The sequence below is a fragment of the Ralstonia sp. 110700041-2 genome (assembly GCF_056280165.1).
Map to the genome: position 1 here is coordinate 265,250 of NZ_JBSFAI010000001.1, position 19,295 is coordinate 284,544.

The window sequence follows — 19,295 nt, forward strand, 5'->3', positions numbered from 1 at the left end:
CCCCTAGATTGTCAAAAGCTGAACATTCAGCCTGGGCACGACTCGGCACGATGGCGTCTCCGCACCACGCCAGAGGATCGACGATGCCCACCCACAAATCGCCGCACCCCCCTGCGCACGGCATGAGCCGGCGCGATTTCCTGACGCTCAGCACTGCCGCCGCCGGCCTTGGCGCGCTGGGCCTGACCCTGCCGGAAGGCGCGCATGCCGCCGACGCCAACTGGCATGCGGGCCAGCTCGCGCACCTGATCCCGGCAGCCAGCCACGAACGCTTTCTCATCAAGGCATCGTTCCACGCACCGCTTGCACGTGCGCCGTGGCTGATGGTCAACGGCACGCGCGTCGCCGGCGAGCAAACCGATGCCGCCGGCCGCTTCTGGCGCTTCGATGCGCGCGGTCTGCAGCCTGCCACGCAATACACGCTGCGCATTGTCGATGCCGGCGGCAAGCCGCTGGCCGACGCGTGGCCGCTGCGCACCTTTCCGGCGCCCGATGCCGCCCCCGCGCGCCTGCGCATCCTGGCCTACACCTGCGCTGGCGGTTATGACGGCCCCCCGGTGGCCGGCAAGACCGCGTGGCTCGACATGAACGCACGCCGCCGGCTGCTGGCACGCGGTATGTCGTTCGCGCCCGACACCGTCATCGCCAACGGCGACCACATCTATTGGGATCTGCAGACCTCGCAGAACAAGCCCTTCGCACGCCAGGTGCGCGAACTGATGTGGGCGAAGTTTGGCGGCGCGATCGACACATCGGTGCCGATGTCGCACCCGAAGAACGAAGCCATCTTTACGCGCGTGTGCGACTACCAGATCCGCGGGCTGTACGGCACCACACTGCGCTCCACACCCGCGTATTTCCTGACCGACGACCACGACACCTTCGAGAACGACGAGTTCGACGACAAGGTCGCCACCCTGCCGCCGGAGCCTTACGGGCTGGTCGGCGCAGAGCTGACGCAGCGCCGCTACTACCCCGAGTTTCTGCCCGACGCCAACCGCCCCGTGTGGCTGCCCGGTGGAGACAAGGCCGGCATGCCCACCGACACCAACAGCGCCTTCGGCACGCTGCGCTACGGCGCGCTGCTCGAAGCTGTGCTGTACGACTGCCGGCGCTTTCTCGACAACAAGGGCATCCACGCACGCGTCGTGCCGCAGTGGGTGGAAGATTGGCTCGTGGCGCGCACACGCGCTGAAGACACCGCGCACTTCTTCCACGTGCCCTCGCTGCCGTTTGCGTATTCGTCGGGCAAGCTGGGCGACTGGTATCCGGACCTGCTCGATCGGAAGACCGGCCGCCTCGTGGCCAACCAGCCCAAAGCTGGCTGGCAGAGCGGTTGGCATGCACAGCATCAACGCTTGGTGGCTGCGCTAGCCCAGCAGACACAACGCGCAGCCGTCATCGTGCAGGGCGACTTCCATGCATCGGCGGCCGGGTCGATGTCGCGTTCGGGTGATCTGGCGCTCGCGCAACCGGTGCATACGGTCATGACTGGCACGCTTGGCACTGGCGACCTCGCCTTCCCTTCAGCATTCCGCAGCATCGAGACCACGCCGGCACTATCCGTCGCCATGCAGGAGGCGCTACGCCCGACGGAGAAAAACGGCTTTACCATCATCGACGTGACGCCCGAGAAGATGACCTTCTCGCTGTTCATGTGGCGCCCGCCCGAGCCGGTGGACGCCATCGATACGCTGCAGCCGGCCCTGGTGTACGAGGTGCCGCGCCTGGCTTGAGATGCCAGCACACAACAACAAGGAGACGCATGGCGAAGATCTGCATCGTGGGGGCCGGCTCGATCGGCTGTTATCTGGGTGGCCGTCTGCTGGCGGCCGGCGCCGATGTCTCGCTCGTGGGCCGCGCACGCATCGGCAACGAACTGAGCGCGCACAGCCTCACCTTGACGGACTACCGCAATGGGCGCTGGCACGTGCCGCCGGCTGAGGTGCGCTACATGGCCGATCCCAGCGCGGCCGCCGATGCCGATCTCGTGCTGGTGACCGTGAAGTCCGCTGCCACGCAATCCGTGGCCGATGAACTGAAGCCCGTGCTGCGCGCGGGCGCCATTGTCGTCAGCTTCCAGAACGGTCTGCGCAATGCCGACGTCCTGCGCGCCGCCCTGCCGCAGCAGATCGTGCTGGCCGGCATGGTGCCCTTCAACGTGATGCAGCCTGGCCCGGGCGCCTTTCATCAGGGCACGGCCGGTGACTTGGAAGTGGCGGCGTCCCCCGCGCTGCAACCGTTTGTTGATGACTTCCGCCGCGCGGGTCTGCCGCTCACGGAACGCACCGACATGGCGGCCGTGCAATGGGCCAAGCTGCTGCTCAACCTGAACAACGCCATCAATGCGCTGGCCAACCGGCCGCTGAAGGAAGAGCTGTCCCAGCGTGCGTACCGGCGTTGCTTGGCACTGGCACAAACGGAGGCACTCCGGCTGCTGTCGCGTGCGGGCATCCGGCCCGCCAAGCTGACGCCGATACCGCCGACGTGGATTCCACGCCTGCTTGCCACGCCCGATGCGGTGTTTGCGCGACTGGGCGGCAAGATGCTCGCCATGGACCCGCTCGCACGTTCGTCCATGTCTGACGATCTGGCCGCCGGGCGCACGACTGAAGTCGACTGGATCAACGGCGAAGTGGTTCACCTGGCGGAGCGCCTCGGGCAACGCGCCCCCATCAATGCGCAGCTGTGTGCGATGGTGCATGCCGCCGAATCTGCCGCCGCGCGCCCGAGCTGGTCGGGCAACGATCTGCTGGCGGCCTTGGGGGCGCCGAGCTAGGCGCGGCGGGTTAGTCGGCGCCAGCTTCGCTCGCGCCAAGCAACAGCGCCATATCCTGAATCTCGATATGGCCATAGCGCAGGCGGATCGCACCGAGCTTGACCAGCGCTTGCAGCTCCTTGCTGAGCGTCTGCCGGCTGATGCCGAGCATCATCGCCAACGCGTCTTGCGAGGTGGATATGCTCGCACGCCCCTCTGCCGATTGAGACACATCGCCGTGCGCCAGCGAGGCAATGCGCCGCGCCACACGCGCCCGCGTACCGTGCAGTGCCGCACTCGCCAGCGAGCCATACGCCAGGCGCAGGCGCGTCGCCACCAGCCGCGCAATCGCCCCGGCAAATGCGGCATCACGCATCAATGCTTCAAAGCGCGCCACGCTCACCGCCAGCACTTCCGAATCTTCCAGTGCGATGGCGCAATGGCCGCGCGGTTGTTGATCGAGCGTCGAGACCCCGCCAAACCAGTTGCCTGGCTCCACCAACGTGAGGATGGCTTCATCTCCGTCGGCATTGAAGATGGAGAGCTTGAGCGCGCCGCTGGCCACGCCAAAGAACGCATGCGAACCGGCATCCATCGGATCGCCCTGACGAAAGAGAAATGCGCCGGCGGCGATTTGCACGGGCACCGTGGCTTCGAACAGCGCGTCGGCAACGTGCGGCGCGAGGCTCCGGAACCAGGGGTTGGCGGCAAATGCGTTCATCACGATTCAGTTTCCGGCACTGAGCCTCGGCGCCCTAACACCCATCCGACCGACAGCACGTACCGGCTGCCGGCTACCACGCGCGTCACGCTGTGCTCGCACGCGTCGGGGCGGAACAGCTTGATACGCCGTGTCTGGAAGATCGGTTTCGCGCAGACAAACTCGCCGCCCGCGCGTGGCGACTTCAGCACGATGTTCAGCCGATAGTGCCGGCCGTTGGTGACGGGGTCGGTATGCGGTGGAATTTCCGAGCCGTCCGGATAGCGGATCAGGTAGCTGTCGAACGGGATGGGCCACGGCGCGGTGGCCAGCAGCATCTTGTCGTAGCCCGTGCCCTGGCGGCCGCGCTGCCAGCGAAAGGCGGTGCCGAAGAATGCGCGCAAGGAAGACATGGAAACGAAGCGGCCGGGATGGAATCCGGGCATGTTAGCCGGGAACTATCGGCGCTTGTCGAATTTCTTCCAGTACTGGAACGGCTCCCGGTGGCACTCATAGTCCAGCTCGGCTACGCGCGTCTACAGACGTTCCTGCGCCTCCTGCACGGCGAGGTTGTAGACCGTGGGGCCGATCTCTTCAAGAAAGAAACCGAGCAGCGCGCCGGCCTGGATGTTGCCGATGCGCTCGTCCAACTGCTCGGTGAAGTAGCGCTGGATGGATTGGACGGCTTCTTCGCGGACGTCGCGGAAAGCCAGTGCAGAAAAGGAGACGCCGACAGCGTTGTCAAATCGACAGGCTTTGCGCAAAACGCCGGCGTGCCGAAGCGGCTGAAATGGCGCCATATCGGGCTCTGCGGGCAAGGAACTTGCTGATGCGCGGCGCGGTTGCGCATGCGGGCATGCGTCGCCTATCGTGTCATCAGCACGATTGCATCGCACGCCACGCCTGGGAACCCGCATGCGTATCGAACTGAACCACACCATCGTCTGGTGCCGCGACAAGCAGAAGTCCACGCGCTTTCTGCGCGACATCCTCGACCTGCCCGAGCCAATCCCGTTCGGGCAGATGCTGGTCGTGCCGCTATCGAACGGCGTATCGCTCGACTTTTTCGACAGCGATGCGCCCATCGCCATGCAGCACTACGCCTTTCTCGTCAGCGATGCCGAATTCGAGCAGGCGTTCGCACGCATCCAGGCGAAGGGACTGGCGTACTGGGCAGACCCCGCGAAGAAGCGCCTGGGTGAAACCTACGAACACAACGGCGGGCGCGGCCTGTACTTCGACGATCCGGATGGGCATTTTCTGGAGATCATGACGCGGCCGTATGACCTGGGATCGTAGCTCGCATACCTTGCGCCTCTCGGGCAGCGCGACCAAGGCACACATCCGCCGGACTTCGTAAGGCATCGGCACGATCTTGTACGGCACCGCGACAGGCAGCCGCGCGGATTGCCGTTGCCTTGCGCGCGACGCTACGCCACCGCACCCACGTTGACCACATCGGCCACGCAGATGCGATCGCGCCCCTGATGCTTGGCGTCGTACAGCGCGCGGTCTGCGCGTGCGCTCAGCCGATCGAACGATTCGCCGGGCTGCCACGCCGCCACGCCACCGCTGATGCTGTAGCTGCAAGACTGCGCTCCGGCCGTGACAACGTGCGCGGCAGCGGCCTTGCGCAAGCGTTCTGCCAGGTGCATGGCGCTGCTGCTGTCCGTGTCGGGCAGCAGCAACGCAAACTCTTCGCCGCCAATGCGCCCGAGTACGTCGGTGGGCCGCAACTGTGCTTGCGCCATCTGCACGAACGCGCGCAACACGGCATCGCCAGCAGCATGGCCGAGGGTGTCGTTGATGCGCTTGAAATGATCCAGATCGAGAATCAGCAATGCCAGCGGCCTCGCGTCCCTCAGCACACGGCCAACATGACGGCGCGCCAGCGCCTCGAAGCCCTGGCGCGACAGCGCACCGGTCAGGAAATCGCGGTTGGCCGCATCGCGCGCGTCGGCCAGCAGGGCGTCATGCACCATCAGCATGGCCGACATCGACAGGATGGGCATGATGGCCGCTGCCACCACGAGCAACAGCACGCTGCCGGCGGTGGCAAACATGCTCGGACTGGACGCCGCGTGCAGCGTCAGGAAGTAGACGCCGCGTACGAGCTGACAAATGCCGAACACGAAGGCAATGATGGCCGTGACCCGATACGGATACGTCGATCGACCGGCGGGCGAATGGCGCAACAGCATCCACACCAGTGCCGTACAGAAGGCGGCTGAAAACAGCGTGGTCGAAAACACCCGCATGGGGATGCTGTCGACAGCGTAGCGCCAGTAGATGACCGCCACCCCCACCGCCGTCACACCTGCCAGCAGGGTGGGCCACTGCGGCCGGCGGCCGAGAAAACGCGCACAGCCTGCGTAGTACGCAGCCCCACCCAAGGCCAACAGGACATTGGCCACGACAACCGACAGGCCATCGGGAATCTTCCCGCGCAGCAGGATCAACGGCAGTGCCACCACCACGGCCAAGTTGGCGCCAAACCATTCGGCGATGCCTGCCTTGCCGGCGCGCAGCAACGAACCGAGCAACCCCAGCAGCACGAAGCTCATCAGCGCCGACGTGGCAATGGCGACGCCTGGATCCAGCATGAGCACTCCCGCAAGGTCTTTTGTGGCGGGGATTCTACGAAAAGCCGCGCGTTGCGAACATCACCGGGTGGTGGGGCACACCGCAGCCGCTACCGCGGCCAAACTCAACGCTTAGGTCCGAGGTCGTCTACGGCATATCCGCCGGCGGGTTGCAACGCGGCTTCGGCGGCGTCCACCTGGGCAGGCTCGGCGTCAACGGTCAGCACAAAGCGCCCCCCGATCACGACGTTCTGGAATTTGCGCTCGTAGGTCCCGGCGCTTTCGCCGCCGGGCTCGTAGTCGCCGCACAGGAAGTTGCCGCACAAGGCACCTGCCTCGTCACCCTGGTGCGACAGCGCGACGTGCTCTCGGGTAAGGCCGGTGTTCAACACGGCTTGGCGAGCTGCTTCAGCAGCAGCATGGTCTGTGAAGATGCGGACGATGGTCGGCATGGGGGTTCTCCTCGTCGTGGTGAACCCAAGGTTGACGCATCGGCCGTGCCCAGCAACACGCCGGGCCGCCCGCTCAGAACAGCGCCATCTGCCGCATCCCAAACCCGATTGCCTCCTCCACCCGCATGCGTGCGTGCGTGAGCGACCCCTCGATGCCCGAGAGCGTGCCGGCCAGCCAGCGGTAAAGCAGCGGCGCCTGACCGCGGGGGCTCAGGTGGATTTCACCGAGCTTCTTGCCACGCTTGTCGCGGTAGTAGTGGGAGCGGTAGCCGCGTTCCCAATGCGTGATTGGGCCGCGCCATCGGCGCAAGCGGCGGGGTTTGGTCGGGAAGTTTTCGGCGGACAATGCCGACGCCGGTTCCTCCCAGCCGAAAGCGGGTTTGGCAAACAGCGGCAAACCTTCCAGATCGGGGTAGAAATCCATCGTCGTATGCTCAGCTAGCCGCGCCGCCGCAGGCTTTGCAGACAAAAACGGCGCGCAGCCCGCATGATACCTGGGTTTATGGCAGACAGCACGTGCAAATGGCCTAGCGGCGCGCATCGGAACAACGCTGCGCACGCCGGACACTTCTCGCTTCGGTATGATGGCCGCTCCCAACCTCATGACACGCGGCAATCAGCCGGTACCGAGCATGAAGAACGCCTTTAACACGTTGATGACACCCCGAATTGCTTGCGCCCTGTTGTTGGCGGCAAGCTGCGTCGCCCCGGCTCACGCGCAGGAAAGCGCCGTCGCGCCATTGCTCCGCCATCTGGCCGATCGCCTCGTTACCGCGGATCAGGTCGCACTGAGCAAATGGGACAGCGGCCAGCCGGTCTACGACCCCGCGCGCGAAGCCAAGGTCATCGCCAACGCCTCGTCGCAGGCGACCGCCTACGGCCTGGCGGCGGCGGACGTGAGCGACGTCTTCACAGACCAGATCGAGGCGAACAAGGAAGTGCAGTACGCCCTGCTGAACGACTGGCGCCGGACTGGAGCCGCGCCCACCGCGCAGCGGCAGAGCCTGCCGGAGGTGATTCGCCCCAAGCTGGACGAACTGCAGAAATCCATCCTGCAAGCCTTGCGCGAGGCTGCCACGGCACGCGGCCAGGCGGACTGCCCCGTGCAGGTGGCGAACGAAACCGGCCGTGTGGCGCAGGAGAAATCGCTCGATTCCCTGCATCGCATTGCACTGGACCGTGCAACGGCACGGCTCTGCTCCACCCGCTGATCCCATGAAAAAACGGCGCGGTCCTCAACGGGCACGCGCCGCAGACGAGAACAAAAAAGCCGGCCCAAGAAGACCGGCTATGCGAGAAGAGGCGATGTTCTCAGCGCCGCGACTATCGGCCAAAAATAGGGTTCTCATTTCCGGCGCTTGCAACGCCTTGATTGACAAACGTGCCCCCTGGGCCTGCCGGGTCAAACTTCTCATCCGGTAGGCCTGCGCTGCAGCTAGAAATCCGCCTCCCCCGCCAAAGTTTTCATTCGCGGTTCCAAAACAAAGAACGAAAATGCCGAAATCGCTCGCAGCGTCTCAAACGTAGCGCATTCGTGGGATGAGCCATTCTTCAATCGCTGCACCCCGCCAGCAAGGCCTGGTGGTCAACTTCTGCTGAGCGAATTCAAGGTCTCGAGCAACACTTCCATGGCCGCGTTGCAATCGGTAGAGTCCTGAGGGTCGGCTAGCAGCGCCGCCAATGCGCGGTCAATGGCTTTGTCCAGAAGTTGCCAATCGTCCGGTGCTCTGGGCCTCAAGCTGGCTTCAGCCGAGTCCCAGGCGACCTCGAGATCCTTGATTCGCGTTTTCGCGGCTGCCAGGTTTCCCTCATCCACGAAGTTGGCCGCGTCGGCGACGATGATTCGGAACGAGGTCAGGTCTCCGAGTTTGGACGCCGAGCGCGCTGCGAAAGCGCTATCCGTGCCCGCAGAGTTTGCATCTGTCGGTTTGGAACAGCCTGCCCCAAGCGACACGAAGACAGCGGCAGCCGCAACGGCGACAGAGCGAGCGATTGAGCAATGAGAATGGCGCATGGGTGTTCCCTCGAGGCTGGCGGTGCGGATGAGTCGGAGGGCCGTCGGTCAATAGATCCGTGCTCTGGGTACCGATCGCGCTCACTAGGACAGCGGACAATCAGTAGATCCATGGGATGCAGCGCTTCGTGCGCTACTGCACTATCAGGGCAACAGCCGGTAGTGACGCCATTGCCAAACGGGTTACACCTGGCCAAGGCCAGCGCAAACCGCGAGGAAGACGGCGGTAGTTTCTCCGACGGTGGGGGACAGGCTCTTGGGCACGCAGAATGAGAAAGTCACATTAGGAACATTGCTAAGCCATCGCTTGAATCGGGACGATCTGAGCGCATTCACGAGACATGCCTCCTGTTGGGTGCCTCCATCGAGGGTAGTCTGAGTGGCAAAACATAGATGAGGCATAGGGCGTTCTTTCCCGCTCACATGGAACTGCCGTTGCTTCACGCCTGTTGAATGCCGGTTATGCCGGTGTCGTATCCCTAAGCCACCCGCGAACCATCGATACGCTCGGCGCCGCCATCAGCGCGAACATAGCGCCGAGCAGTCAATCCCGCTGCGTGCCCGCTGCCGCTCGTGCAGCCGGCGCCAGCAACTGAGTCCTGCCCCGCCTTTCCGCCGGCAACTGGCTTCAGCGGACGCCCGTGCCGAGCACAAACAGGATGCCGGCCCGAGCAACCCGATGCGGACGCGGTTTGCGCCCCGGATAGCGCAAGCGCCATGGCTTCGCCGGCGGGGCAGCAAATCGATCGATGCCCACCGGTCGTCGATCGGAGGGCGATCCATGCCGTGCTCCTCCGTCTCACCACATGCGGGTTGCGCGCACACCATCGACCACGTTATCGGGTGATCTGCAGGCCCAGATAGACCAGCAGTTGCTGCCCATCTTCGGCGGGCGCTCCGAACTCGCGGCCGACCGCGCCCAGCAGCGTGTAGGTGTCATTGATCTTCCAGTGCATGCCGAGGTTCAGCAACGTGTGGTGTACGCCGGGGGCCTGCGTCCTGCGCACCTCGGCAATGCACTCGCGCCCTTCACCGCAGGCGTGGCCAGCAACGATGCCCGCAATCCATTGGCTATCGCCGCCGCCCGAAACGAAGTTGCGGCCAACCTCGGTCGAGACCCCGAAACCTCCGACATCGGTTGCCAACTCAAGCGGCAGGAAGAACTCGTGCCCGTCGCTCGCAATGCCGCGCCGCGTGGATCCATCGAGCATGCTGTGGCTGTACTGCGGATAGGTCGACACCGAGAACCCCGCCTGCTCCTGATCAATGAAGCGCCATTTCACGCCGAAGTTGCCAGTTCCCAGCCCCGACTTCCACCGCTGGCCATCGTCACGGACAAACGTCCAGGGAATGTCGGCCTTGAGCTGGATGTGATCGCCCCAGCCGTAGTTGATGTCGGCGTCGGGTGCGGCCACCTCCAGGCGCCCGTGCGTACGGGTTGCGATCGAGCCGAGGTTGACCTCCCAATGGCCATCGCCGGGCGTTTCGGGGTCGTCTGTCACCATAGGCGGGCCGCCTTGCGCCAGAGCGGGCCCGGCGATTGCGGCACTCGCAATGAGTGCCAACCAGCGCGCTGTGCGGCGCAGACGTGCTCTCACGCTGCTCGAAAATGGCTGATGCATAAGCGTCTCTTGATGGGTGAAGTAGGAAATGAATGCGTCCGCTCAGGATTGGGAGGAGATGGCGGACATGGGCTCCGGACGCGCGCGCGACGCGCCAAGCGAGTCAAACCCGAGGTAAAGCACCGGCGCGATGAACAGCGTGATCAGCTGCGAGAGCAGCAGGCCGCCCACGATCGAAACGCCGAGCGGCTGGCGCAGCTCAGCGCCGGCGCCAATGCAGGCGCTCGCGGGCGAAGTTCGCACTTGCGTCATACAGCGGCTTGCTCCAGACAACGCTCGTGCCGTACGCAGCAGCATTGCCCAGGGTTAGAGAGCGTGCGAGAAGGGCGCGGCAGGCGCAGCGCGCCCCGGCGACACGCAGGTCGCACAGGGATGCGCCCGACGCTGCAGCGCTACTTCGCGTTGCCGGGCAGCACGTCGTAACGCAGCAGTCCGGCCTTGGTGTCCGCCGAACCGCCAACGGCCACGTACAGCCGGTGGAGTTCGGGTACCAGGAACGCCGTCTTTGCGCCCTTTTCCGAAGGCACCCGCGCGATCTCGTCATAGTGGTCGGCATCGCGCTGACGGAACACGGCAATGTAGTCGTCGCCGGCTGCGTAGATGCGGCGGTTCTTTGCGTCGAACATCATGCCGTTGGTGCGGCCCGGCGCATCGAAGCTCGCCACCGATTGCCCGGTCTCCGTATTGATGACCACGAGCTTGAACGGCTTGCGGGTGATCACGAACAAGCGCTTGTTCGTCTCGTCCAGATCGATCTGCGAGTTGTCCTTCCCTTCCTTGATCTGCCAAGTGTTCAGCAGTTGCCCCGTTCTCTTGTCGAGCACGGCAATCTCGCCCTTGCCGGCAACATTGACGAACACGCGCGATCCGGCCTGCTCGGCCACGATGCCTTCCGTAAAGTCGGTATCAAACGTGGTTTCGCCCAGTGTCTTGCCCGAGTCAACATCCACCCGCGTCACCAGGGTCTTGGCCATCTTGGTAGGCGCGTTCTTCCCACCGGTGACAAACCACAGCCGGCGCAACGAACGGTCGTAGCTCATCACGTCAGCGCCCGGCGTCAGCTGGATCGTGCCGATCACCGAGTAGCTCTTGCCGTCGAGCACCTTGCTCAGGGTGGCGCCGCTGTTGCTGACAAACAGCCGATTGGTCTTCGGCTCATAGTGGATGGCGTGCGGCGTCTCCATGCCTTTGACGGTCTTTAGGTGTGCGCCGCTGCGCAGATCGAAGACCTCCAAGGTTCCGCCGTCTTCGCCGGCCAGAAACAGCCGGTTGCCTTTGATGTCCGCACCGAAATGATCGAAATCACCGTCGTACCCGGGCAGATCCGTGCGGCTGAGCAGGTGCAAAGGCTCGCCCGCCAAGGCAACGTTGGACAGCAGCGTCGATGCTGCGAGCGCCACGGCGGTGGCGACCGTGCGAATGTTCACTTTCATGGGAGTCTTCACCCTTCACATATGCGGCGCACCGCTTCAGTTGGCCTGCTCGAACAAGGCGTCGTAGCTTGGGATCTTCCTGGCCAGTGCATCCCGCAGCGCGTTCGACTTCTTCAGGTACGCCATTTCCTGGCTGCTGGTGTTCGGGTTGGCCGGCGGATTCTTGAACGCGTAGACCACCAGGCCGATGTTGTTGCCTTTGGCATCGCGCATGGGCATCAGCACGACGAACTTCTTCGGGTTGTCCTTGGTGCGGTTCCAGCGCGGGTCGACAATGGTGATGCCCTTCTTGATCACGTCGATGTCATCGGGGTCGTCCGCGTTGCCGATACGCTCCGGGTAGGAACCCGCAAACATCGTGAAGATGTCGGTCTGGCCCGGCGGCGTGCCATGCAGCGTGATGCTCAGCAGTTCCGGATGCTTGGACATCGTCTCGTCAGACAGCTTCTGGCCGTAGATCTTGTGGGACGGCGGTGTCCAGTTCTTGTCCGCCCAGGAGGGCGCACTGCTCAAAGCGGCCATGCCGGTCAGTGCTGTTGCCAGTGCCAGCTTGAAGAACTTGTTCATGGGTGTCTCCGTTCTTGAGATGTCGTTGGTCGCATCCGATCTGTGGAAGCGTGAGCCCAGTCTAGTGGGGGACTCTGTACGCTTCCTGTAGTGATCCTTAAAATTCATTCAGCCAGGCTGGCGCCGGATCGAATAGCATCAACGGGACGCGATCACGCACCCTGATCACGCACCGCACGAGAACCACCCTCGCCGCGCTATGAGACTGGAGCACCCCGCATGAAGTCGATCGGCAGCCGCATCACCCTTTGGTATGCCATTACCGTCACGGCAACGCTGGCTTGCCTCTTCATCGCGGGCCATTTCCTGCTCGACCGCTATCTCGTCCGGCAACTCGATGAACTCAACGAGGCGCAGTTCAAGCACCTCAAGGCCACCCTCGGCCGGGACTACGCCAAGCTGACGCCGCCGGAGATCGACGATCGCATCCGCCAGGCCACGGAGTCAGCGTCGTCGCTGTTCTATATCGACATGCATGCGTCGATGGCGAACCGGTTCTTCAAGTCGCGCAACCTGCATGGGCAGTCGATTCCCGACATTGCGGGGGAGCGTGCGTATTCGATCAACATGAGCACGATTGGCGAGGTGCGGGTCAGTGAGTTCCAGCTCGCGCCGTTCGATGTCATCGTGGCCACGCCGCTGGCCCCGGTGAAGGATCTGATGGCCGGATACCGGCTGGTCTTCTTTGGCTTGCTCGGCACCGCGCTGGTGATCAGCGTTGCGGTGGGCTACGGCCTGAGCCGGCTGATCCTCCACCCCGTGCGCGTGATCCAGGCCACCGCCAACCGCATCCGCTCCGACGACCTCAGCCAACGCATCCCGGTTGGTGATGTGAAAGACGAGATCGCACAGCTGTCGGCGTTCCTGAACCAGATGTTCGACCGGCTGGAGATGTCGTTTGCCGAGATTCGGCGCTTCGCGGCGGAGGCATCGCATGAACTCAAGACGCCGATGTCGCTGGTGGCGCTGCATGCCGAGCGACTGCTCGTCAGTGAGGGCCTGACGCAGCAGCAGATGGATTCGGTGGCCGTCATCCTGGAGGAGCTCGGCCGCGTAAACCGGATCATCGATGAGCTGCTGTTCCTCTCGCGCGCGGATGCCGGCGCCGTGCTCCTCGAACTGCGCCCGCAGTCTCCGGTCGCGCTCCTGAGCACCTTCGGCCAGGATGCCTCGGCCCTGGCCGAGCATGGCGGCAAGGTCTTCGACTGGTCACACCGCGGCGAAGGTGAGGTCAACATCGATGGCCCCCGCATCCGGCAAGTCCTGCTGAACCTGCTGACCAACGCCTTGCGGGTGAGCCCCCAGGGCGGTGTGGTGTACCTCGATTCGACATTGGCGGCCGGCATTTGGCGCATCAGCCTGGTGGACGAAGGCCCCGGCCTGACACCCGAGGAATGCGAACGCATCTTTGAACGGTTCGTACGCCTTCCCTCGCCCGGACAGGATCAGCGCGGCAGCGGCTTGGGCCTGGCCATCTGCCGCAGCATTGTCGCAATGCACAAGGGAAAGATCTGGGCCACCAGCCGCGACGTCGGGCGCGGGCTGCGTGTGGTGATCGAGATTCCCGCCGCACCCGCGGCGTAATACCTGCGGCAGGACCAGGATCGACACTTCGGCCTGCCGTTGCGTCGCAAAGGTTTGCCGCGAGCAGTGATCGATCCCGCTGGAGTGATACCGCGCCATCCGTGTCCTTGCGCGCGGCCGCGCCGTGACGGGTCCCAGCGCGGCACTCGCTCCAAAACCACCGAGCCCGCTGCTAGCGCCTGGTCATCTCCACGGTTGCTCGGGCACACCCCTCACAGAGCACCGGCATCTAGGGAAAACCCACCCCGAAATCCGGCGTGACCTGAACGCGCTTTCAGAAACAGTTCACGTTCGAGACAGGCTGGCTGTCTAGTGTATGGGCACGGTTGGAACGACCCAACTACCACGTGATCCCTCGCAACCTAGGACGCATAACGATGAAAACCCGAGACAAACTCCTGCTGTGTTCCGCCGTCGCCGGCATGATGGCCGCAGCTCCTGCCGCACAGGCGGCCGACAAGATCACCCTGATGGTTGGGGGCTACGAGAAGATCATCTATCTGCCCGCCAAGCTGGCCGAAGGCCTGGGCTACTTCAAGGAAGAAGGCCTGAACGTTGAGCTGCTCAACGAAGGCGCCGGCGTGGATGCAGAGAATGAGATGCTGGCCGGTGCTGTGCAGGGCGTGGTGGGTTTCTACGACCACTGCGTCGACCTGCAGTCAAAGGGCAAGTACATCGAGTCGGTCGTGCAGCTTGCCCATGCACCGGGCGAGGTCGAGCTGGTGTCGAGCAAGCTGCCGCAGGTCAAGAGCATGGCCGACCTCAAAGGCAAGACGATGGGCGTGACCGGCCTGGGTTCGTCGACCAATTTCCTGACGCAGTACCTGATGGTCAAGGCCGGTGTGCCGATCGGACAGTTCACCTCGCTGCCGGTGGGCGCAGGCACGACGTTCATCATGGCCATGCAGCAGGACAAGATTCAGGCCGGCATGACAACCGAGCCCACGATCACGCGTCTGCTCAAGACCGGCGAAGCACGCGTCCTGGTCGACCTGCGTACGGCAGAGAAGACCAAGGAAGCACTCGGCGGCACCTATCCGGCCGCCTCGCTCTATATGCCGACGGACTGGGTCGAGAAGAACAAGCCCACCGTGCAGAAACTCACCAACGCCTTCGTGAAAACGCTGCGCTACATCAACACGCACAGCGCGGCAGAGATTGCCGAAAAGATGCCCAAGGATTTCTACGTGGGTGACAAGGACGGTTACGTCAAGGCGCTGGAAAGCGGCAAGGCCATGTTCACGGCAGACGGCGTGATGCCCAAGGGCGGGCCGGAAACCGTGCTGTCGGTGCTGAGCGCGTTCTCGCCGAACGTGAAGGGCAAGAAGATCGACCTTGCAAAGACGTACACGACCGAGTTCGTAACCAAGGTGAAGTGATCATGGGCGCAGCAATGGCACCAACGGCAGCAACCTCCAATCCGGCCATCGAGCTGATCAACGTCAGTCGCCGTTTCCTGACACCGGACGGCAAATCGATGACGGCGATCCGGGATTTCACGATGACCGTCGAGCGCGGCGAGTTCGTTGCCGTTGTCGGCCCGACCGGCTGCGGCAAGTCCACCACGCTCAACCTCATCACCGGCCTGGCAAAACCCTCCGCGGGCGAGGTGCGGCTGTTCGGCAACCCGATCGACGGCATCGACAGCCGCATCGGCTTCGCCTTCCAGACCGATGCGCTCTTTCCGTGGCGCAGCGTGATCGACAACGTCGTCGCAGGCCCGCTGTTCCGCGGCGTTGCGCGCGATGAGGCCTACGCCAGCGCGCGCCAATGGCTGGCGCGCGTCAATCTGTCCGGGCACGAAAGCAAGTTCCCGCACCAGCTCTCGGGCGGCATGCGCAAGCGTGTTTCGCTGGCGCAGACCTTCATCAACGGTCCGCAGATCCTGCTGATGGATGAGCCATTCTCGGCGCTCGACGTACAAACCCGTGTGCTGATGCACGACGAGCTGCTGCGCTTGTGGTCGCAATCGAAGGCGTCGGTGGTGTTCGTCACGCACGATCTGGAAGAGGCCATCACGCTGGCCGACAAGGTCTACGTACTGACCTCCGGCCCGGCAACCGTCAAATCGGTTTACACGATCGATATCCCGCGCCCCCGCGTGGCGAGCGAGATCCGGTACGACCAGCAGTTCATCGATATCTCGCGCACGATCTGGAGCGATCTGCGCGAAGAAGTGCAGCGCGGGGCCTCGCAAGAGGAAGCGCGCGTGGCAAAGGAGGCCGCGTGAACAATCAAGCCACCCTCAAACCCCCGGTCGGCGTCTCCGTTCCATCGGCGGCAGAGATTGAAGCCGCCGCCGCGCGCAGTGCAAAGCGTCGCCGGCAGACCGTCTACTTCTGGCGCTACTTCATTCTCATCGTCTTTCTGGGCGGGTGGGAAGTGCTGGTCCGGATGAAGCTGATCGATGAGTTCTTCTTCTCCAAGCCGTCGGAGATCGTCGCGCGCCTCTACACCTGGTTGACCGAAGGCACGTCCGACGGCCCGCTGTGGTACCACCTGTGGGTGACCATGGAGGAGTCCATGCTGGGCTTCATCACGGGGGCGGTCGCCGGCATCATCGCGGGCATCGCGCTGGGACGAAATCGGATGCTGTCCGATGTCTTCTCGGTCTACATCAAGGTGATCAACTCAGTGCCACGCGTGGTGCTGGCGCCAATCTTCATCATGATCTTCGGCTTGGGCCTGACCTCCAAGGTGGCACTGTCGTTCGTGATGGTGTTCTTCGTAGTGTTCGCCAACGCATTCCAGGGCGTGCGTGAGGCCGACCGCAACCTGCTGGCCAATGCGCAGATCCTGGGTGCGCGCGGCTGGCAACTGACGCGCTCGGTGGTCATCCCGTCGGCTATGAGCTGGATCTTCGCCTCGCTGCACGTCAGCTTCGGCTTTGCCATCGTGGGTGCCATCGTCGGCGAGTTCGTGGGCGCGCGATACGGCATCGGCCTGCTGATCAACATCGCCAAGGGCTCGTTCGATGCAGCCGGGATGTATGCGGCGATCGTCATCATCATGGTGGTGGCGCTCGCGGCCGAATACCTGATGACGCTGGTAGAAATGCGCCTGGCCAAATGGCGTCCGGCACCGCTGCAGGACACGCACTGAGTCGGCACGGGTTCGCTGGAAACCGGCGAACCCTTTCCCTCTCGTTCCCGGTCGGTGCCCCACCCGAACACTTCATCATGATGACCCACAAGACAAGCGCCCAGGCATTGGCCAAGCGGGTACCAAAATGCGCCATCGCCGCCGTGGCACTCGTTGCCGCATCGGTTGTGCAAGCCCAGGTTCCGGCAGCGTTTCCCGTCAAGAGTTACGCCCAGGAACTCGTTGACCGCACCGTCGCACAGCATCCCGACCTCCGGGCCGTCGTGATGCACGTGACCCCGCCCAACGCGGCGGACAACGTCATCATTGCCTCTAACATCGGCCGCATCGGCAAGGCCGCCGATGCCGATGATCTCGACGTGATCGCCACCGGCAAGAACCGCATAGCCATGGACCAGGGCAACAAGCGCATCGAGATCGAACTGCCGCTGCACGACGTGGGCGGGCAGACCATCGGCAGCCTGGGCCTGGTCTGGCGGTATCCGGTCGGCGGCAACCACGCGGAGTTCGAGCGCATCGCCGGCGTTATCCGCGATGCGCTGTCTCGACGCATCCTCAGCCTGCCGAACCTGATGGACCCCTACCCGTTCGCGCCGCTGGTGACCACGAAATCCAGGGCGCAGACGCTGGTGGAGGAAGCCCTCCAGCGCCACCCGGAAGTGACGGTGCTGGCCCTGCGTGCAAAGGTGCAGCCCAAAGGCGAGCTTGTCCTGCTGGGCTCTACCTTCGGGCGCCATGGCAAGAAAGCCGATGCAGACGACTTGAAGGTGCTCGACACCACCGCTCCCATCACCGGCGTGTATTCCAACGGCAAGCGCTTCGGCGTCGACCTCCCGATCCGCAACCGCAGCGGCATCGCCGTCGGGACACTCAACGTCGGTTACGCCTTTGGCAGCGGTCAGGACACGAAAACCCTCACAACCCATGCCCTTGCGCTGCGCGACGAACTGCAGACGCGCATTGCGGCAACACCGGCGCTAGAGGAGATCGACCCGTGATGCTCAAGCTCAGGAAGGCGTTCGCCCCGCTGCTGGCGGCCACGCTGCTGACCGGTGCGGCCTGCGCGACCGCTGCTGTGCCCGCACAACCGGGCACCGGCACCACGGCGCTGTCCAGCATCGGCAGCCGGGAGATGGGCCCGCTGATGGACGCGTGGCTGCAGGCATTGCACCAGCGGCAGCCCGGCTTCAACCGGGGCCCGCGCTGGCAGCATGTGGGCGATGCCGCGGCAATCGGCGCGCTGATGTTTGAACTCGCGGACGTCGCCCCGATGACGCGCCCGCCGCTACCGGCCGAGCTCGCGCCCTACGCGCACCAGTTCGCCGGCGACATGATGAAGACGCCGATGCTCGTGCAGGTGGCCCAACGCAACGGCAAACCCGTCTACCTGGCGTTCAACAAGCGGCCCGACGCGCCGCTGCCACCGGCGGTGAAGGATTTCGCTACGTTTGCGTTGAGCCCCGAGGGGCAGCAGATCGCCGCACACCAGCCCGGCTTTGCACCGTTGCCCGCCAACCAGATCGCGCAAGAACTGCCCAGGCTCGATGGCTATCGCGCCACGCTCGACCCCGCGCTGCCCCGCTACGTTGCGGGTGCGCCGGTCAAGGGCGAGATCCGCAGCGTCGGCAGCGACGGCATGAAATCGTTGATGGAGCGCTGGATGCACGACTTTCACGCGCTGCAGCCCGGCGTTCGCAAAGGTGACCGCTGGGAGCACCTCGGCACACTGAACGGCTTCCATGCGCTGATGGCCGGCGAAACCGATCTGGCCCCCATGGGGCGCGAACTCTGGCCCGACGAGGCGGCATCGTTCGCCCAACTGAATGCCGGGCGCGAACCCTTCGAGATCCGCGTCGCGCGGGGTGGGTTCGACACCCAGCAGCGCACCACGGCGCAGGCGGTGTTCGTCAATGCGGTCAACCCGATCGAGCGGCTCACGCTGCAGCAGCTGGCCGCGATTTTCGGCCAATCGCCCACCATCACGCGCTGGGGCCAGCTCGGCCTGACGGGCGAATGGGCCGATCGCCCGATCACGCTCGACGTACCGCCCCTCGTCACGCCAAACGCCATGTCGATGCAGATCATGGCGCTCAAGGGTGGCGCGTGGAGCAACACCGTGCACGAGGCGTCCGTGGTCGACACCGCAAAAACCATCGCGGCCGACACGGGAGCAATGGGCTTCGGCGGTTTCGAAGACGGCGGGCCGGGGGTGAAGCCCGTTCCGATAGCCCGGGACGCCGACAGCCCCGCCATCAACGGAACGCACGAGACTGCATCGAATGGCCGCTACCCGCTGACGCGCTACATGTACGTCCGGCTGCGACGCAACCCGGGCGAGCCGGTGCCTGCGGCGATCAAGGAGTTCCTGCGCTACGTGCTCAGTCGCCAAGGTCAGGAGCCCATCCTGTACTCCGGCTACTACCCCCTGACCGCGCAAGAGGTGAAGGAAGAGCTTGCCAAGCTCGAATAGGCTGGAAGGCG

The 19,295-nt window shown here is 64.3% G+C and carries 20 protein-coding genes and 1 pseudogene; 10 read left to right on the forward strand and 11 right to left on the reverse strand.

Going from position 1 to position 19,295, the window contains the following annotated elements:
• Nucleotides 1–83 precede the first annotated feature (83 nt).
• Both ACUXH0_RS01250 and ACUXH0_RS01255 read left to right on the forward strand, forming a co-directional pair.
• Nucleotides 84–1,736, forward strand: coding sequence for an alkaline phosphatase D family protein (locus ACUXH0_RS01250; protein WP_024542337.1), 1,653 nt, complete (start codon nucleotides 84–86; stop codon nucleotides 1,734–1,736).
• 29 nt (nucleotides 1,737–1,765) lie between these two features.
• A complete protein-coding gene (locus ACUXH0_RS01255) occupies nucleotides 1,766–2,779 on the forward strand; it encodes a 2-dehydropantoate 2-reductase (RefSeq protein WP_024542336.1) in 1,014 nt (337 codons plus the stop codon).
• A 10-nt stretch (nucleotides 2,780–2,789) separates the two neighbouring features.
• Here the strand turns inward: ACUXH0_RS01255 and ACUXH0_RS01260 are convergent, their stop codons facing one another.
• The 3 genes and pseudogenes from ACUXH0_RS01260 to ACUXH0_RS01270 all read right to left on the reverse strand — a co-directional run bounded on the left by ACUXH0_RS01260 (nucleotide 2,790) and on the right by ACUXH0_RS01270 (nucleotide 4,222).
• A complete protein-coding gene (locus ACUXH0_RS01260) occupies nucleotides 2,790–3,479 on the reverse strand; it encodes a Crp/Fnr family transcriptional regulator (RefSeq protein WP_065851847.1) in 690 nt (229 codons plus the stop codon).
• Nucleotides 3,479–3,871: a 2OG-Fe(II) oxygenase family protein gene (locus ACUXH0_RS01265; protein ID WP_024542334.1), complete on the reverse strand. Its 393-nt coding sequence runs from the start codon at nucleotides 3,869–3,871 to the stop codon at nucleotides 3,479–3,481. Before ACUXH0_RS01265 ends, ACUXH0_RS01260 begins: the two co-directional genes overlap by 1 nt.
• Before the next feature lie 45 nt (nucleotides 3,872–3,916).
• Nucleotides 3,917–4,222 (reverse strand): annotated as a pseudogene (locus ACUXH0_RS01270) (DUF2164 domain-containing protein).
• A gap of 151 nt (nucleotides 4,223–4,373) precedes the next feature.
• Between ACUXH0_RS01270 and ACUXH0_RS01275 the strand changes: the two are divergent.
• Nucleotides 4,374–4,757, forward strand: a complete 384-nt coding sequence (locus tag ACUXH0_RS01275) for a VOC family protein (RefSeq protein WP_024542333.1) — start codon at nucleotides 4,374–4,376, stop codon at nucleotides 4,755–4,757.
• A gap of 131 nt (nucleotides 4,758–4,888) precedes the next feature.
• On the opposite strand, the gene ACUXH0_RS01280 is transcribed toward ACUXH0_RS01275, so the two are convergent.
• The 3 genes from ACUXH0_RS01280 to ACUXH0_RS01290 form a co-directional block, all read right to left on the reverse strand.
• Nucleotides 4,889–6,061, reverse strand: a complete 1,173-nt coding sequence (locus ACUXH0_RS01280) for a GGDEF domain-containing protein (protein ID WP_024542332.1) — start codon at nucleotides 6,059–6,061, stop codon at nucleotides 4,889–4,891.
• 104 nt (nucleotides 6,062–6,165) lie between these two features.
• A complete protein-coding gene (locus ACUXH0_RS01285; protein ID WP_004632709.1) occupies nucleotides 6,166–6,492 on the reverse strand; it encodes a hypothetical protein in 327 nt (108 codons plus the stop codon).
• Nucleotides 6,493–6,565: 73 nt separating this feature from the next.
• Nucleotides 6,566–6,916 (reverse strand): hypothetical protein, encoded by a 351-nt coding sequence (locus tag ACUXH0_RS01290; RefSeq protein ID WP_024542331.1) that lies wholly within the window; start codon nucleotides 6,914–6,916, stop codon nucleotides 6,566–6,568.
• A gap of 208 nt (nucleotides 6,917–7,124) precedes the next feature.
• Between ACUXH0_RS01290 and ACUXH0_RS01295 the strand changes: the two genes are divergently transcribed.
• The gene (locus ACUXH0_RS01295) at nucleotides 7,125–7,703 is read left to right on the forward strand and encodes a chorismate mutase (protein WP_404944685.1); all 579 of its coding nucleotides are present in this window, start codon (nucleotides 7,125–7,127) and stop codon (nucleotides 7,701–7,703) included.
• A gap of 374 nt (nucleotides 7,704–8,077) precedes the next feature.
• Here ACUXH0_RS01295 and ACUXH0_RS01300 read toward each other — a convergent pair whose 3' ends face one another.
• From ACUXH0_RS01300 to ACUXH0_RS01320, 5 genes are all read right to left on the reverse strand, one after another.
• On the reverse strand, nucleotides 8,078–8,506 hold the full coding sequence (locus ACUXH0_RS01300; protein WP_004632703.1) for a hypothetical protein: 429 nt from the start codon (nucleotides 8,504–8,506) through the stop codon (nucleotides 8,078–8,080).
• Nucleotides 8,507–9,342: 836 nt separating this feature from the next.
• Entirely contained in the window at nucleotides 9,343–10,011 is a 669-nt protein-coding gene (locus ACUXH0_RS01305; protein WP_024542329.1) for a hypothetical protein, read from the reverse strand.
• Between the two features lie 159 nt (nucleotides 10,012–10,170).
• Nucleotides 10,171–10,380, reverse strand: a complete 210-nt coding sequence (locus tag ACUXH0_RS01310; RefSeq protein ID WP_024542328.1) for an efflux RND transporter permease subunit — start codon at nucleotides 10,378–10,380, stop codon at nucleotides 10,171–10,173.
• A 140-nt stretch (nucleotides 10,381–10,520) separates the two neighbouring features.
• Nucleotides 10,521–11,561, reverse strand: a complete 1,041-nt coding sequence (locus ACUXH0_RS01315; protein ID WP_024542327.1) for a YncE family protein — start codon at nucleotides 11,559–11,561, stop codon at nucleotides 10,521–10,523.
• Between the two features lie 36 nt (nucleotides 11,562–11,597).
• Entirely contained in the window at nucleotides 11,598–12,128 is a 531-nt protein-coding gene (locus tag ACUXH0_RS01320) for a hypothetical protein (protein WP_024542326.1), read from the reverse strand.
• Between the two features lie 219 nt (nucleotides 12,129–12,347).
• On the opposite strand from ACUXH0_RS01320, the gene ACUXH0_RS01325 reads away from it, so the two are divergent.
• The 6 genes from ACUXH0_RS01325 to ACUXH0_RS01350 all read left to right on the forward strand — a co-directional run bounded on the left by ACUXH0_RS01325 (nucleotide 12,348) and on the right by ACUXH0_RS01350 (nucleotide 19,284).
• Entirely contained in the window at nucleotides 12,348–13,712 is a 1,365-nt protein-coding gene (locus ACUXH0_RS01325) for a HAMP domain-containing sensor histidine kinase (RefSeq protein WP_004632694.1), read from the forward strand.
• Between the two features lie 377 nt (nucleotides 13,713–14,089).
• Entirely contained in the window at nucleotides 14,090–15,091 is a 1,002-nt protein-coding gene (locus tag ACUXH0_RS01330) for an ABC transporter substrate-binding protein (RefSeq protein WP_004632691.1), read from the forward strand.
• Nucleotides 15,092–15,093: 2 nt separating this feature from the next.
• Nucleotides 15,094–15,942: an ABC transporter ATP-binding protein gene (locus ACUXH0_RS01335; RefSeq protein WP_027693600.1), complete on the forward strand. Its 849-nt coding sequence runs from the start codon at nucleotides 15,094–15,096 to the stop codon at nucleotides 15,940–15,942.
• The gene (locus tag ACUXH0_RS01340; protein ID WP_004632687.1) at nucleotides 15,939–16,814 is read left to right on the forward strand and encodes an ABC transporter permease; all 876 of its coding nucleotides are present in this window, start codon (nucleotides 15,939–15,941) and stop codon (nucleotides 16,812–16,814) included. The genes ACUXH0_RS01335 and ACUXH0_RS01340 overlap by 4 nt, the downstream gene beginning before the upstream one ends.
• Nucleotides 16,815–16,891: 77 nt before the next feature.
• Entirely contained in the window at nucleotides 16,892–17,812 is a 921-nt protein-coding gene (locus ACUXH0_RS01345) for a hypothetical protein (protein ID WP_024542324.1), read from the forward strand.
• Nucleotides 17,812–19,284 (forward strand): PstS family phosphate ABC transporter substrate-binding protein, encoded by a 1,473-nt coding sequence (locus tag ACUXH0_RS01350; protein ID WP_024542323.1) that lies wholly within the window; start codon nucleotides 17,812–17,814, stop codon nucleotides 19,282–19,284. Before ACUXH0_RS01345 ends, ACUXH0_RS01350 begins: the two co-directional genes overlap by 1 nt.
• Nucleotides 19,285–19,295 lie beyond the last annotated feature (11 nt).